Source organism: Phyllobacterium ifriqiyense (assembly GCF_030817885.1).
Taxonomy (GTDB): Bacteria; Pseudomonadota; Alphaproteobacteria; order Rhizobiales; family Rhizobiaceae; genus Phyllobacterium; species Phyllobacterium ifriqiyense.
In genome coordinates, this window is the sequence record NZ_JAUSZT010000003.1 from 2192385 (window position 1) to 2207740 (window position 15356).

A 15356-nucleotide genomic window follows, 5' to 3' on the forward strand; every position below is an offset into this window, starting at 1 on the left:
AATTCCATCGAAGCCCAACAATTAGCGGGGAAAGCATGAACACGAATGAAGTTTTGGACGTTTTTCGCGAAGCCGGTGCGGTTTTGGAGGGTCATTTTATCCTGACGTCGGGACTACGCAGTCCTGTCTTTCTGCAAAAGGCGCGTGTGTTCATGCATGCGGATAAGACTGAACGCGTATGTCGCGGGCTTGCTGAAAAGATTAAAACCGCAGATCTCGGTCACATTGATTACGTCGTTGGCCCCGCGATAGGTGGTATTATTCCTGCCTATGAAACGTCGCGGCATCTTGGCGTTCCCGCAATTTGGGTTGAGCGTGAGAACGGAACGTTCAAGCTTCGCCGCTTTGAAATTGCCAAGGGTGCCCGTGTTGTTATCGTCGAGGATATCGTAACGACAGGCCTTTCCATTCGCGAAACCGTAGCCTGCCTGCAGGAATTGGGCGCCGACGTGGTGGCTGCTGCCTGTATTATCGACAGGTCTGCCGGAAAGAGCGATGTCGGCGTACCGCTGATTGCGCTGGCGGAGTACGAAGTTCCGGCTTATCCTGCTGACAAGCTTCCACCGGAACTTGCCGCAATTCCGCCCGTTAAACCGGGTAGCCGCAATATTTGATCGAACAACTATCCAACGTGGATCCTGAGGATTCTTGTCGGATAAAAGGAACCAAACCAAAATGCTCTTCAGGCAGCGCAATGTTCCCGGCTTTCGCGAACGGCTTCGTCTCGCTTTATGGCCGCGCCGTTCGATCGGCAGGTCTTTGCGCTATTTTGGCAAGCGAGTACTGCGATTGCGTGCCACGCCGCATTCCATCGCGATAGGTTTCGCCTGCGGGATATTTGCTGCGTTCATCCCTATTCTCGGTGTTCATATTGCCATAGCCCTTGCGATCGCTTGGTTGATCGGTGGAAACATTGCTGCGGCCGTTATTGGAACCACTCTAGGCAACCCTTTAATTTTGCCTTTCATTTGGGCTGCAACGCTCGAAGTTGGCCGTTTCGTCATGACCGGTAGCCTGAGTGGCGATCCATTGCCGCCGCATCTTGGCGGCATGTTGCGCCATCTGGATTTTGGCGTTTTGTGGCATCCACTCATTGAACCGATGTTGATTGGAGCAGTGCCGCTTGGATTGGCAGCGGCAGCGCTCGCCTATTTTCCCATCCGTTGGGCGGTTGCGAGTTTTCAAAGCAGGCGTCCGGTTGCTCAACTGCAAAAGATTACTGAAACCACATGATTGTTGGCGTCGGAAGCGATTTGATCGATATCAGGCGAATAGAAAAAACTCTTGAGCGCCATGGCAAACGCTTCATCGATCGGGTGTATACGCCTGTTGAACAAGCGAAATCCGAGCGGCGTCAACAAAGGGCTGCATCTTACGCAAAACGTTTTGCCGCCAAGGAAGCCTGCGCCAAGGCTCTCGGCACCGGCCTGGCGCAGGGCGTGTTCTGGCGCGACATGGGCGTCGTTAATCTTCCTAGCGGCGCGCCGACCATGAAACTGACCAATGGTGCAGCGGATCGTCTGGCGAAGCTTATTCCGCCTGGGTTTTCTGCGCGCATTCATGTGACGATCACTGACGATTTCCCCCTGGCACAAGCATTCGTGATTATTGAGGCGTTGAAAATCGAAGAATAGCCGCATTCAAAGGGCAATGGGCAGCATTGCCCCCCGAGCCCTCAGCGGTTAAGAGGGGGCACATTTTGTTTTGGAGATATGAGAAGCGTGAGCGATAAAGCTGTTGTGAAAAATTCCGGTGGTCTTGGCGAGACGGTCAGCGTCATCGTGCAGGCGCTTCTGCTTGCGCTGGTAATCCGGACATTGCTGTTCCAGCCATTCAACATCCCCTCCGGCTCGATGCGCCCGACCTTGTTGGAAGGCGATTATCTCTTCGTTTCGAAATTCTCCTATGGTTATTCGAAATATTCGATCCCATTTGCGCCTGATCTGTTTTCCGGTCGCATATGGAGCGGTGATCCCAAGCGCGGCGACATTGCCGTGTTCCGCAAACCAAATGATACCTCGCTCGATTTCATCAAGCGCGTTATCGGTCTGCCGGGCGATAAGATTCAGATGCGCAGCGGCGTGCTCTACATCAATGATGTTGCCGTACCTCGCGAAAAGGTAGGCCAGATCGACAATCCGGATATCACCGAGGCGCAGGGTCCGGTGGACGTTTACCGCGAAGTTCTGCCCAATGGCATAACCTACGACACGCTCGACCTGACGCCCAATGGTGTTGGTGACGATACGCGCGAATTTGTTGTGCCTGCCGGACATTATTTCATGATGGGTGACAATCGCGACAATTCCAGCGATAGCCGTTTTGATGTGGGCTATGTTCCGCTTGAAAACTTCATCGGACGTGCGAACATCATCTTCTTCTCAATCGCCGGCAAGGCAAGCCCGCTGGAACTGTGGCGCTGGCCGTCTGAACTGAGGTTCGACCGCTTGTTGCACAGCGTCAATGCGGCACCAAATTCCGTGCAGAACAATTGATCCGACGATGAGCCTTTCGACTGACGCTGTTCATAAGCTGGAAGAAAAAACGAAACATGTATTTCGTGATCTCGGACGCCTTGAGCGCGCGCTAACGCACTCCAGTGCGCGGTCATCGGCAGGCTCGGACTATGAACGGCTTGAATTCCTTGGCGACCGGGTGCTCGGTCTGGTGATTGCGGACCTGTTGTTCCGCGCTTACCCGACAGCTGCGGAAGGCGAATTGTCTTTGCGGCTGAATTCACTGGTGAACGCTGATACCTGCGCCGCTGTTGCCGATGAAATCGGCCTGCATGAATTCATCAAGACGGGTTCTGATGTAAAAGGGCTGGCGGATAAACGGCTCAAAAGTCTGCGTGCAGACGTCGTTGAATCGCTGATTGCAACAATTTATCTGGACGGCGGCCTCGAAGCGGCGCAACCTTTCATCGAACGATATTGGGATGCGCGCTCGAAGGGAAGCAATTCCGCTCAGCGCGATCCTAAAACTGAATTGCAGGAATGGGCACATCAGCAAGATGGTGCTCAACCTTTGTACAGCGTTGTTGAACGAACCGGACCTGACCACGATCCACAATTTACGATCCAGGTGGTTGTAAAAGGCTTCGAACCGGCGGTAGGCAAAGGCCGTTCCAAGCGCTTGGCGGAGCAAGAAGCTGCCATCGCATTGCTTTATCGCGAAGGCGTTCGTCAGAAGACGCAGGAAGACACAAGAAATGACTGAACAAAATCAAACGCCTGCAAATGAAGCCGAACAGGCTGTTCCGACACGCTCGGGCTTCATTGCCCTGATAGGTGCCCCAAATGCCGGCAAGTCGACGCTGGTCAATCAGCTTGTTGGCAGTAAGGTTTCAATCGTTACGCACAAGGTGCAGACGACGCGGGCGCTGGTTCGCGGCATTGTTATTCACGATCAGACGCAGATGGTGCTGGTCGACACGCCCGGTATTTTCAAACCGAAGCGCCGCTTGGATCGCGCCATGGTGACAACCGCATGGGGCGGTGCAAAGGACGCCGATCTCATTCTGGTTCTTATCGATGTTGAACAGGGCATTGATGACGAAGCCGAAATTCTCCTCGATAGTCTGCGGGATAAAAAGCGCAAGGTGATCTTGGTCCTCAATAAGGTCGACCGTATTGAAGCGCCAATGCTGCTTGAACTCGCCAAGAAAGCCAATGAAAAGGTCAAATTCGATCAGACTTTCATGATTTCCGCGCTGAAGGGCTATGGCTGTAAGGATCTGCTGAAATATCTGGCGGAAAACCTTCCTGAAGGTCCGTGGTATTATCCGGAAGATCAGATCTCGGATATGCCCATGCGCATGCTTGCTGCTGAAATCACCCGCGAAAAGCTTTATCTGCGCCTCCATAATGAACTGCCATATTCTTCAACAGTTGAGACCGAAAGCTGGGAAGAAAAGAAGGATGGTTCAGTTCGCATTCAGCAGGTCATTTACGTCGAGCGCGATAGCCAGAAGAAGATCGTTCTTGGCCATGAAGGCCAGGCGATAAAATCAATTGGTCAGGCAGCACGCAAGGAATTGATGGAAATCCTGGAGCAGAAGGTTCATCTGTTCCTTTTCGTCAAGGTTCGTGACAATTGGGGCAATGATCCCGAGCGTTACCGTGAAATGGGACTTGAATTTCCGCAATAATAGCGCCAAGTCTCGGCTATGGAATGGCGAGACGAAGGCATTATCCTCGGAACGAGGCGGCACGGGGAAACCAGCGCTATCCTTGAACTGATGACCCGTGATCATGGCCGCCATCTTGGCCTCGTGCGCGGTGGGCGATCACGCCGTATGCAGCCCTTGTTGCAGGCCGGAAACCGCGTTGATGTCATCTGGCGGGCCCGTATGGATGAACATCTTGGCATGATGCAGGTTGAGCCTGTCAGCTTTTCAGCTGCACGCCTGATTGAACAGCCCGTCGCGCTTTATGGGTTGCAGCTTGCTGCCTCGCATTTGCGCCTTTTGCCGGAACGTGATCCCCACCGGAACCTTTTCGAAATTCTCGCTGTCATTCTTGAACATTGCGAAGACACCATGATCGCTGGCGAATTGCTTTTGCGTTTCGAAGTGCTGATGCTGGAGGAGCTCGGCTTTGGCCTTGATCTGAAAAGTTGCGCCGCGACGGGTGTTGCCAGCGATCTGACTTACGTGTCACCTAAGTCGGGTAGGGCAGTATCCCGGGATGCTGGTGCGCCATGGGCGGACAAGCTGCTGGTCATGCCGCCTTTCATGGTCAACTCCAGCGTTCGGGCCATGTCGATGGCAGAGATCAGCGACGCATTTCGTTTGACCAGTTTTTTCTTCATGCGGCATGTGTGGGAGCCGCGCGCGCAAAAGCCGCCTGAAGCCCGCGACGGCTTTCTGAATGCTATCGCCAGATCATTGAAAAACAGCGAAGGACATGTCGTGTCCGCCGAAGAAAGGCCGGTTCCTCATGGGGAGTGATATTATGGACGCTATCGAGTTTCCGGCCGGAGTGGGAAAGCTTCCGCTTGGCGACTTGGCCATACGCAGCGGACTGGAGATATTGCAGGCAATGTTGCGCGGTGAATATCCAGCGCCGCACATCGCCAAGACGCTATCTTTCACGCTTCACGAAGTAGCGCAGGATCGTGTGGTGTTCAAAGGACTGCCTTCTATCGAGCACCTTAATCCGATGGGCGGCGTCCATGGTGGTTGGATCGCAACATTGATGGATTCTGCCCTGGCTTGCTGCGTCATGACTACGCTGAAGCCGGGCGAGGCCTATACGACCGCAGAATTCAAGGTGAATCTGGTCCGCCCATTGAGTGCCAACATGGGGATGGTTTTCTGCGAAGGACGGCTTATTCACCGCGGACGGACGCTAGCTACATCCGAAGCATTCTTGAGAGATCAGAACGGGAAATTGCTGGCGCACGGCACCGAGACATGTTCAATTTTTCCTCTCGAAAACCTTGTTCGGACAAGTTAGCCGTTTGATTTCAATAAAATTTGTTGAAAATCGGCAACTTTTTCTTAGCAAATGACGCGTGGCAGACATGTGCCCGGATGAAGTCATTGACTTGATAATGCAGCTGTGCTGAACATTAATGCATTATAGAATGCAAAAGTTCTATTGGGGAGCGGTCGAGGAGGATCGCGGGGGAGGAAATAAATGGACAGTTTCTTGAGCGGCCTCAAGGCTGCGGTCGACGCAATGGGGCCAACAGTCCTGTTGCCTATTGTGATATTTATTATCGCTTTGATATTGGGCGCCAAGCCTGGCAGAGCTTTTCGCGCTGCGGTCACCATCGGTGTGGCTTTCATCGGTATCAATCTCGTATTGGGGCTTATGCTCACATCCATTGGCGACGTAGCAAAGGCTATCGTGACCAATACCGGTATTCAGCGGGATATCGTTGATGTGGGCTGGCCATCGGCTGCGGCCATCGCCTTTGGATCGTCGGTGGGACTTTGGGTGATTCCGATTGCAATTGCCGTCAACATCATCCTGCTTTTGACCCGCATGACGCGAACACTGAACGTCGATGTGTGGAATTTCTGGCATTTTGCCTTTATCGGCTCACTTGCTGTCGCGGCCACGAATAGCCTTGTTTATGGGTTGATCGTAGCTGCGCTCATGGTTGCGCTTTGCCTGTTATTTGCTGATTGGTCGGCAAAGGCCGTGCAAAAATTCTATGGCATTCCAGGCATTTCCGTGCCGCATCTCGCATCTGCGCAGATATTGCCAATCGCTATTGTGCTCAACTGGATCATGGATCGCATTCCGGGCATCAACAAGATTGAACTCAATACTGAAACATTTGAAAAGCGTTTTGGCGTCTTCGGTGAGCCGGTCATTCTCGGCCTGATCATTGGTTTGGTGCTCGGTATCATCGCGTACTACAATGCCGGTGATTTTGGCGTCGTTCTCACAAAGGTCTTGCAAACGGGAATGACTTTGGCAGCGGTGATGCTGCTCTTGCCCCGTATGGTCAAAATCCTGATGGAGGGCTTGCTCCCTGTATCAGATGCAGCGCAGGAGTTTGTTCGTAAGCGGACGGGCGATCGCGAATTGCTTGTTGGCCTCGATTCGGCAATTTTGATCGGACATCCGGCGGCAATTTCATCGTCGCTGATCCTTGTGCCGATCGCGATCATCCTTTCCGTTATTTTGCCCGGTAACCGCGTGATTCTGTTTGCTGATCTGGCGGTCATTCCCTTTATCGTTGCGATGACAGCCCCGCTGTTGAAGGGGAATGTCTTCCGCATGGTCATTGTTGGCACGTTCACGCTGGCAGTCGGCTTCTATGTTGCCAATGCGCTGGCGCCGCTCTTTACAGCAGCGGCACAGTCGTCTGGTTTCCAAATGCCCGCAAACGCTGTTCAGATCACAAGCGTGGTCGATGGGTTCCTTTGGATACCCTATGTCGTCATGGCGCTGATCAACAATCTGGGTGCAATCGGCCTTGCGGTTCTGGCCCTGATTATCGCCGGTGCATTCTGGGCTTACCGCCGCAACACAGCTGCCTGGGAACGGGCCGCTGGAGCGGAAGACGATATCCCGGACACCAACTGAACTGCATTGAGTGGAGTAACCAAATGGCGCAAGCCTTGATGAACTATCTTGACCCCGGGGCAATTATACTCGGGGTCAGGGCCGAAACCGACCGTGAGGTTATCAGCCTTCTGGCCGAGCGACTTCATGCCCTGGGATATGTCAAACCGAGCTTTGCAGATGCCGTGCTGGCCAGGGAATCCCAGTTGCCGACCGGGCTCCCGCTTGGCGGCGTGAACAATGTCGCCGTTCCGCACACAGATCCAGAACATGTTTTGAAGCCTGGTTTGGCATTTGCGACACTGATCCAACCTGTGGCATTCGCCAATATGGAAGATCCGGATGAGAGGCTGCCCGTCAGGCTGGTTTTCCTCATGGCCCTCAATGATAAGGACAAGCAGGTGGAAATGCTGCAGGAAATCGCCGGTGCAATTCAATCGCCCGAGACCATTGAAGCTTTGATTCAATCGAAATCCGTGGAAGACGTTTCGCGCTTACTCGGCTAAGTTGCATGTGTGAATCAGGGGGGATCTATGACCAAGCCTAAGACTGTATTATTTGCTTGCGGCACCGGCATTGCCACGTCGACCGTTGTTGCTCATGCGGTTGAAGACGCATTGAAAAAGCGCGGCATAAGCATCGCAACGCGGCAATGCAAAACCACCGAAGTTGCCAGTCATGTCGCAGATGTCGATCTTGTCGTATCGACAGCGCAATTGCCAAAAGACTTGGGTAAGCCAGCCATTACAACACTGGCGTTCCTCACGGGCATTGGCAAGGACGACGTCCTCGACAAAATTGAAGCCATTCTCAAAGCTTGATTCTAACGCAATCGGAGTAGCCGCCGCCCATTAATCCGGGCGGTGGTTTTGCGAGTATTCGGCAAAATAAAGCCTCACTCTTCGCGCAATCGACGCTTTTGATTATGGAGGCGGTGTTTGTATGCGTATTCTGGCGGCAATTTTGCTTTTTCTAAGCTTGGCGGGCAATTCGAGAGCTGCCGATCTCATTGGCTTCTGGGATCATCCCCAGCATGGCGGCAATAGCTTTAATCGTCTTCCTCCGGACCAAGCCTATTTCGATGCTTTGCGAAAGTATGGGGCGACCTGGGTTCGGCTGTCTTATGACAAGTGGAAACCCGCCCAGCGCGACGTTCTCATTGGAAATGCTGATCATTACGAGGGGATACCACCAGAAGATTTGGCAAATCTGAAACAAACATTATCTCGCGCTCATAAGGCCGGGCTGAAGGTTGTCATTGCGCCACTGTCTTTGCCTTGGATGCGATGGGCGCAGAATAATGATGGAAAGTTTGATGACCGTCTCTGGCAGGACAAAGCGAAGTGGCAGGATGCCGCGCGTTTTTGGCGGGAACTCGCTACGGCGCTGAAAGACGAGCCATCCATAGCGGCCTATAATCTGATCAACGAACCTGCTCCGGAAAAGATGGGCGGTGTGGATGAGCATGCTCCTGCAAATGTGATGCAAGCTTGGTACGATCAACAAAAGGGTAGTGCTCGCGATTTGCCAGCCTTCTATGAGTTCCTGATAAAAGAAATCAGAAAGGTCGATCCTGCTACGCCTATAATGGTGGATGCGGGTTGGTATGGCGCCGCGGATGCTTTCGGCTACTGGCCGTCTGCACTTGCCGACACGAGGGTGCTCTACAGCTTTCACATGTATGAACCTTATGAAGCAACCAGCGCACCCAATATGAAGCGGGAGAAACCCTATTCTTATCCGGGGACGGTTCCGTTTGGTGGCGAGAAAGTTGAATGGAACGCACAAAAAGTATCGCAATATCTCGCACTGCCGGTAGATTGGGCAAAGGCGCGAGGGGTACCGCTCAATCGGCTGGTTGCTGGAGAGTTTGGCTGTATGCGACGCCTTGCGGGCTGCAAATCCTATTTGGATGATGTTCTCACTGCTTTGGAAGCAAACAAGCTGCACTGGGCATTTTATAGCTTTCGAGAGGATAGCTGGGACGGCATGGATTACGAGCTGGGATCCGGAAAAGTAAACTGGAAATACTGGGATGCCATCGAAGCAAACAAGCCTGATCCATTAAAACGACAGCCAACGGCCGAATTCGAACCCATTCGCAAACGATTGCAACCCTGATGCGTAATAATGATCCCAAGCAGTTGAACAGATGTGATTAGGTTCTAAATAGGGATGATGTATCAATCCCGAACGTTCTGCACATTATAAGTATCCGAGGAAAATGAAATGAAATTAGCTCTGTCAGCATTGGTTCTGGGAGCCATCACCCTCACAGGTTGTGCCAATTCGGGTAGTGTAAGTCCGCTCGTATGGTGCGATAGACCGACTGACATGAACCCAACTGTGTTCACCAATTGCACGCAGCGTGTGGGTGGCGATAGCCCGTATAAGCGTGAGCGGGAAAGCCGACGCTATTACAATAATCGTTACTATAAAACATCCAGTTAGAACGTTCGATTGCGCGGCGTATGAGACGATATTCTGATACGCCGCAGGTTTTTCGACTAAAGTTCAAAAATCATGCACTTGAAGCCGACAAAATAATCCACTATCTAGAACGCAGCGGCCTTGCCGTTTTTCTTTTGATCATAAATATGCTCATATTGAGTATAAATGATCGGTGGCGGTGCCGAGAGGCTTACGCCGGATTGGATGTCCAGGAGGAATATGGATATGACCAACACTATCCGCACCAAAGCTGCAGCAAGCAGTTCCGTGAGCCAGTCCGCAGCGGACCGCTTTGGTATCCTCGAAATGCCGGACCTTACTTACACGCCTGAGGTTGCTGCCGAGACTGAGCATCTTTATGCCCGTGTGGCGCATCACATTCCCCGCATCGAATGGCCGGTCTACGCGCCCTACGTGGCTGCAATCAATCGGCTGAAGAAGCAGCGCAATGCAGTAATCCTTGCCCATAATTACCAAACGCCGGAAATTTTCCATTGCGTAGCGGATATTGTTGGCGACTCGCTGCAACTTGCCAAGGAAGCCACGAAGGTCGACGCCGAAATCATTATCCAATGCGGCGTCCACTTTATGGCCGAGACGTCGAAGCTGCTCAATCCTTCCAAGACAGTCTTGATCCCCGACATGAAGGCGGGTTGTTCGCTGGCGGAGTCGATCACGGGTGCTGATGTGCGGCTATTGCGTGAAACTTACCCGGGCGTTCCGATTGTTACCTATGTGAACACCTCGGCTGAGGTGAAAGCGGAAAGCGACATTTGCTGCACCTCGGCAAATGCAGTGCAGGTTGTCGAAAGCTTCGGCGTGGACCGCGTTCTTTGCATTCCCGATGAATTTCTGGCGCAAAACGTAGCAGCGCAAACTGATGTAAAGATTCTCACCTGGAAAGGGCATTGCGAAGTGCATGAGCGCTTCACAGCGGACGAACTTCTTGCCTATCGCGCTGCTGATCCGGAAATCCAGATCATAGCTCACCCTGAATGCCCTCCATCAGTTGTTGCGATTGCGGATTATACCGGTTCGACGAAAGGTATGATCGATTACGTCAAGGATAATCGTCCAGCCAAAGTGCTGCTCGTTACGGAATGCTCAATGGCGTCCAACATCGAGTCGGAAGTGCCGGAGGTGAAGTTCATCAAGCCATGCAATCTATGCCCGCACATGAAGCGCATCACCCTGCCCAATATCCTTGAAAGCCTTGTCTATATGCGTGACGAAATTCATGTCGATCCGCTGATAGGCGCGCGTGCGCGGCTTGCTGTCGAACGCATGGTCAATCTGAACAACTGACGCCGGAGGCGACACCCATGTCAACTCAATCCGATCCCGTCATCATCATTGGCGGCGGACTAGCGGGCTTGTTTTGCGCGTTGAAGCTGGCACCCCGGCCAGTCACGATTCTTGCGGCGGCGCCGATTGGGCGGGGGGCATCTTCTGCCTGGGCACAGGCAGGTATCGCCGCTGCCGTATCGGAAGGAGACACCAAGGATAAGCACGTCGCTGATACAGTTGCGGCAGGTGATGGCATCGTTGATGAGGTCATCGCCTCGCTGATGGCCAGCGAAGCCGCCTCGCGCGTTCATGATTTGCTCGGATATGGTGTGCCGTTCGATCGCGATCTGGAAGGGAAGCTTCAGGTTTCCCGCGAGGCCGCTCATTCCGAAAGCCGGATCGTTCGGGTTCGCGGCGACATGGCAGGGCGCGCTATTATGCAGGCTCTGGTCAAGACCGTCGAAAACACGCCTTCGATCCGAGTGATGGAAGGCTATGTCGTGGAAGATCTCATGGTCAGCCACGGTTCGGTTTCAGGGGTCATAGCGCGCACAGAGGCCGGTCGGGGTGCGCAGGTGAAACTGCAATCGCGAACAGTGGTCATTGCCACGGGCGGGATCGGGCACCTTTATGCTGTGACAACCAATCCGTCGGAAGCACGGGGTGAGGGCATTGGTATGGCTGCCCGCGCCGGTGCAATGATGGCCGATATGGAGTTCGTTCAGTTCCACCCGACTGCCTTGGATGTGAACAAAGACCCGGCGCCTTTGGCTACTGAAGCCTTGCGCGGTCACGGCGCCACGCTGATCAATCGTAATGGCGAGCGCTTCATGCTTAAAATTGATCCAGATGCCGAACTTGCGCCGCGCGATGTTGTCGCGCGGGGAATTTACGCCGAAGTCATGAGTGGGCGAGGCGCTTGGCTGGATTGCACCAAGGCCGTTGGTGCTTCGTTTGCTGAGGAGTTTCCCACCGTCTACAAATATTGCCGCGACGCCGGTATAAATCCGGTAACGGAGCCCATACCCGTTGTTCCCGCAGCCCATTACTTCATGGGCGGAATTTTGACCGATGCGGATGGGCAAACATCCATTGATGGTCTGTGGGCTTGTGGCGAGTGCACGTCCACGGGTGCGCATGGTGCCAATAGGCTCGCCTCCAATTCGCTGCTTGAAGCTGTAGTCTTTTCTGCACGCATTGCCGCCAAGATTGGTGCAGCCAATGATGGGAAGTCGCAGGATTGGTCTAAGGGGTCAGTTGATCGCGACGATCTGACTGCCGAAAATGATACGGAAGCGATGACGATCCTGCGCAAGGCAATGAGCGAGAGTTTTGGGGTGGTCCGCGACAGAGATGGCATGCTGGCAGGATTGAGGATCATCGTAGAACTGGAGCGCTCCAATCGGGATGCCGCTTTCCGCAACGTGCTCGCGACGGCCAAGCTCGTCGCCGTAAGCGCCCTCAGACGCCACGAGAGCCGCGGCGGGCATTTCCGTACCGATTTCCCCGAGAAACGTCCTGAATGGCAGCATAGGACGTTTCTGACGCTTGCTGATGCCGAATTGACGGTAAATGAATTGATGGAGTTCGCCTGATGGTCTCGCAGCTCGCCTATCCACCATCGCTGCCACAATTGCTGGTGGACGAAGCCGTGCGTTCTGCTTTGCTCGAAGATTTGGGCAGGGCGGGCGATATCACCACCAATGCTACCTTGCCGGAAGATGCGACTGCGCGAGCAGTTCTGTCGAGCCGTGAGGCAGGAACCGTCTGCGGCATGGGCTTTGCCCGCACGGCCTTTGCGCTGATTGATCCTTCGTTGAATTTTATAATGCTCACAAAGGACGGTACACGTGTAAAGCCCGGTGAGGACATTGCGCGGATAGAGGGAAATGCGCGATCCATTCTTTCCGCCGAGCGTGTCGCGTTGAATTTTCTTATGCATCTTAGCGGTATTGCCAGCTATACGGCCAAATTTGCCGATCTCATTGCTCACACGAATGCAAAGGTTTGCGACACGCGAAAAACCATTCCGGGCATGCGTGCCTTTGCTAAATATGCGGTGAAATGTGGCGGCGGATCAAATCATCGTTTTGGTCTCGACGATGCCGTTTTGATAAAGGATAATCATATTGCTGTGGCTGGTAGCGTAGCCAAGGCAATTCTCGCGGCGAGGGCCTATGCGGGACATTTGGTAAAAATTGAGGTGGAGGTAGACGGCATCGATCAATTCGAGGAAGCGCTCAGCGTGAATGCCGATGTAATTCTTCTTGATAATATGCGGCCGGAACTGCTTGAAAAGGCGGTGAAAATCAACGCAGGGCGTGCCAAGCTGGAAGCTTCCGGCAATATTGCCTTCGACACGATCAAAGCTGTTGCGGAAACCGGTGTTGATTACATATCGACATCAAAAATCACTATGGCAGCGCCAACGCTGGATATTGGACTGGATATTGTACTGACATGAAAGTCATTGCTACAACTGCGGAGCTTCGGGCTGCGCTGAAGTCTGAACGCCAGCAGGGAAAATCCGTTGGGTTGGTCCCAACAATGGGATATCTGCATGTCGGTCATATGGCGCTGGTTCATGAGGCCAAGCGAGCTTGTGACATTACGGTTGTGTCCATTTTCGTCAATCCCACCCAGTTCGGCCCGAATGAAGATCTCGCTGCCTATCCACGCGACATGAAGGGGGATCTCGCCAAGCTTGAAGCGGAAGGTGTGGATTATGTTTTCACCCCGGAAGTTGCTGAAATTTATCGGCCGGGCGCACACACGATTGTTGATAATCCGCTGCTCTCGCGAATCCTGATCGGGAAAATCCGCCCGGGACATTTCCGTGGCGTAACGACGGTCGTCACGAAGCTGTTCAACATCGTGCAGCCAGATCATGCCTTCTTCGGTGAAAAAGACTATCAGCAGCTGACCATTATACGCCGCATGGTGGCTGATCTGGATATGCCGATTGAAATTACAGGTGTTGCAACGGTGCGTGAACATGACGGACTGGCCTGCTCGTCCCGCAATGCAATGCTGAGACCTGAAGATCGCAAGGCCTCGGTTGTCTTGGCAAAATCGCTTGCAAAAGCAGAAGAGATGGTAGCGCAGGGCCAGCGCTCAGTACCGGCAATACGCAATGCCGTTCGCGCTGTACTTGAGACGGAAAAGCGCGGGATCGTTGAATCAGTCGATATTCGCGATGCCGAAACACTGGATCCTGTATCAGGCAAGTTTAAGCAGCCCGTCGTTGTGCTTTTAACCGTCCGCTTTGGCAAAGTGCGGTTAATCGATCAGCAGGTTATCGGCTGAAATCGGGTTGGGGGGATAATCATGAGCCAGCAAGTCATCACACGCCGCATAACTGCGCCGGAAATCAAGAGCCGTAAGGGTGCGACACCCATCGTTGCCTTGACCTCATATCACGCTACAACTGCTCGCATTGCCGATGAACATGCAGATATCCTTCTCGTCGGCGACAGCCTTGGCATGGTTTTATATGCAATGGATTCGACGCTCGGCGTGACGCTCGATATGATGATCATGCATGGCAAGGCAGTCGTGCGCGGCTCGAAAAAGGCAATGGTTGTTGTCGATATGCCGTTCGGTTCCTATGAGGAAAGCCCTGAAGCTGCTTTTCGTAGCGCATCCCGTGTCATGCAGGAAACCGGGTGTGGTGCGGTGAAGCTTGAGGGTGGCGTGCAAATGGCTGGGACCATCCGTTTCCTCACCCAGCGCGGCATTCCGGTCATGGCGCATATCGGTCTGACACCGCAGTCAATCAACACTCTTGGCGGTTTCAAAACTCAAGGTCGCGATACCGCGCTTTGGCCGCTTATCAAGGCAGACGCACAGGCCGTATCTGAAGCCGGGGCATTTTCGGTCGTTATTGAAGGCGTTGTTGAGCCGCTTGCTGCCGAAATCTCCCGCGAGATTGCAATTCCTACGATTGGAATTGGCGGCTCGCGCGAATGCGATGGCCAAATCCTGGTATTGGAAGACATGCTTGGCTATAACCCGAAGCCACCGCGTTTCGTGAAAGTCTATGGCGCGGTGGGTGATGCAATCGACCAAGCGGTCAAGGCCTATGCGGACGACGTTCGCTCACGCCAGTTCCCGGGCGATGAAAACGTCTATCCGCTGAAATAGCGTGGCTAGCCTTTGGCGCTGCAATCCGATTGTCCATCGGCCCAGCGGCGAACATCCGATGCGATACGATTGCCTAGTGAATTGCTCATCAGCGGACCAAATGCTTCCACTTTGGCAGGATTTCCTTCTGCATGAACCACTAGCAGAGGGCGTCCGCCAGGATTGTTGCCGGGTACAACCAGAATACGCGGGCGGCCAGAAAACGAGTTAAGCTCGGGAGCAAGACGATAAGGCTTGAAGCTTGAATCGCCGGATTTAAACCAGCAGCTGTTTGCGGCAAGCGCAACGCGTTCCATTGTTGGAAGCGCTGCCTTACTGGAGGAGAATGCCAAGCCGCCTGGACCGGGCTTGCTGGTGGACTGGCATCCGGCGAGTGCTGCAAGGGTGACAACTACGGCAACGCCGAATCCCGGTATCTTCATATTCATTCTCCAGTACCCGGTCATGTAC

19 protein-coding genes are annotated in these 15356 nt (G+C 53.5%); 18 read left to right on the forward strand and 1 reads right to left on the reverse strand.

Translation table 11 applies throughout. From position 1 onward, the window contains the following. The first annotated feature begins 35 nt into the window (after positions 1-35). From pyrE to panB, 18 genes are all read left to right on the forward strand, one after another. Positions 36-614 (forward strand): orotate phosphoribosyltransferase, encoded by a 579-nt coding sequence (pyrE, locus tag QFZ34_RS18220; RefSeq protein WP_115051856.1) that lies wholly within the window; start codon positions 36-38, stop codon positions 612-614. A 61-nt stretch (positions 615-675) separates the two neighbouring features. Then, positions 676-1233, forward strand: coding sequence for a DUF2062 domain-containing protein (locus QFZ34_RS18225; RefSeq protein ID WP_307283822.1), 558 nt, complete (start codon positions 676-678; stop codon positions 1231-1233). Then, positions 1230-1634, forward strand: coding sequence for a holo-ACP synthase (gene acpS / locus QFZ34_RS18230; RefSeq protein ID WP_115051854.1), 405 nt, complete (start codon positions 1230-1232; stop codon positions 1632-1634). The genes QFZ34_RS18225 and acpS overlap by 4 nt, the downstream gene beginning before the upstream one ends. 78 nt (positions 1635-1712) lie before the next feature. Continuing rightward, positions 1713-2495, forward strand: coding sequence for a signal peptidase I (gene lepB, locus QFZ34_RS18235; protein ID WP_115051853.1), 783 nt, complete (start codon positions 1713-1715; stop codon positions 2493-2495). 7 nt (positions 2496-2502) lie between these two features. Next, the gene (gene rnc / locus QFZ34_RS18240) at positions 2503-3219 is read left to right on the forward strand and encodes a ribonuclease III (RefSeq protein WP_115051852.1); all 717 of its coding nucleotides are present in this window, start codon (positions 2503-2505) and stop codon (positions 3217-3219) included. Beyond that, on the forward strand, positions 3212-4150 hold the full coding sequence (gene era, locus QFZ34_RS18245) for a GTPase Era (RefSeq protein ID WP_115051851.1): 939 nt from the start codon (positions 3212-3214) through the stop codon (positions 4148-4150). Before rnc ends, era begins: the two co-directional genes overlap by 8 nt. Positions 4151-4168: 18 nt before the next feature. Next, positions 4169-4951 (forward strand): DNA repair protein RecO, encoded by a 783-nt coding sequence (recO, locus tag QFZ34_RS18250; protein WP_307283831.1) that lies wholly within the window; start codon positions 4169-4171, stop codon positions 4949-4951. Positions 4952-4955: 4 nt separating this feature from the next. Further along, positions 4956-5459, forward strand: coding sequence for a PaaI family thioesterase (locus QFZ34_RS18255; RefSeq protein WP_307283834.1), 504 nt, complete (start codon positions 4956-4958; stop codon positions 5457-5459). 183 nt (positions 5460-5642) lie between these two features. Next, a complete protein-coding gene (locus QFZ34_RS18260) occupies positions 5643-7046 on the forward strand; it encodes a PTS galactitol transporter subunit IIC (protein WP_115051848.1) in 1404 nt (467 codons plus the stop codon). A 23-nt stretch (positions 7047-7069) separates the two neighbouring features. Then, positions 7070-7531: a PTS sugar transporter subunit IIA gene (locus tag QFZ34_RS18265; RefSeq protein ID WP_307283839.1), complete on the forward strand. Its 462-nt coding sequence runs from the start codon at positions 7070-7072 to the stop codon at positions 7529-7531. A 27-nt stretch (positions 7532-7558) separates the two neighbouring features. After that, positions 7559-7846: a PTS sugar transporter subunit IIB gene (locus QFZ34_RS18270; protein WP_115051846.1), complete on the forward strand. Its 288-nt coding sequence runs from the start codon at positions 7559-7561 to the stop codon at positions 7844-7846. Positions 7847-7967: 121 nt separating this feature from the next. Beyond that, the gene (locus QFZ34_RS18275) at positions 7968-9146 is read left to right on the forward strand and encodes a glycoside hydrolase family 5 protein (RefSeq protein ID WP_307283842.1); all 1179 of its coding nucleotides are present in this window, start codon (positions 7968-7970) and stop codon (positions 9144-9146) included. A 108-nt stretch (positions 9147-9254) separates the two neighbouring features. Further along, complete coding sequence (locus QFZ34_RS18280; protein WP_162802417.1) at positions 9255-9476, forward strand: hypothetical protein; 222 nt, start codon at positions 9255-9257, stop codon at positions 9474-9476. Between the two features lie 225 nt (positions 9477-9701). Further along, entirely contained in the window at positions 9702-10781 is a 1080-nt protein-coding gene (nadA, locus tag QFZ34_RS18285; RefSeq protein WP_115052192.1) for a quinolinate synthase NadA, read from the forward strand. 17 nt (positions 10782-10798) lie between these two features. After that, positions 10799-12358, forward strand: coding sequence for an L-aspartate oxidase (locus QFZ34_RS18290; RefSeq protein ID WP_307283849.1), 1560 nt, complete (start codon positions 10799-10801; stop codon positions 12356-12358). Further along, a complete protein-coding gene (gene nadC, locus QFZ34_RS18295; RefSeq protein WP_307283853.1) occupies positions 12358-13227 on the forward strand; it encodes a carboxylating nicotinate-nucleotide diphosphorylase in 870 nt (289 codons plus the stop codon). The genes QFZ34_RS18290 and nadC overlap by 1 nt, the downstream gene beginning before the upstream one ends. Further along, the gene (panC, locus tag QFZ34_RS18300; protein ID WP_115051842.1) at positions 13224-14069 is read left to right on the forward strand and encodes a pantoate--beta-alanine ligase; all 846 of its coding nucleotides are present in this window, start codon (positions 13224-13226) and stop codon (positions 14067-14069) included. The genes nadC and panC overlap by 4 nt, the downstream gene beginning before the upstream one ends. Before the next feature lie 21 nt (positions 14070-14090). Further along, positions 14091-14906, forward strand: coding sequence for a 3-methyl-2-oxobutanoate hydroxymethyltransferase (gene panB, locus QFZ34_RS18305; protein WP_307283857.1), 816 nt, complete (start codon positions 14091-14093; stop codon positions 14904-14906). Positions 14907-14911: 5 nt separating this feature from the next. On the opposite strand, the gene QFZ34_RS18310 is transcribed toward panB, so the two are convergent. After that, on the reverse strand, positions 14912-15328 hold the full coding sequence (locus QFZ34_RS18310) for a hypothetical protein (protein ID WP_115051840.1): 417 nt from the start codon (positions 15326-15328) through the stop codon (positions 14912-14914). Between the last annotated feature and the right edge of the window lie 28 nt (positions 15329-15356).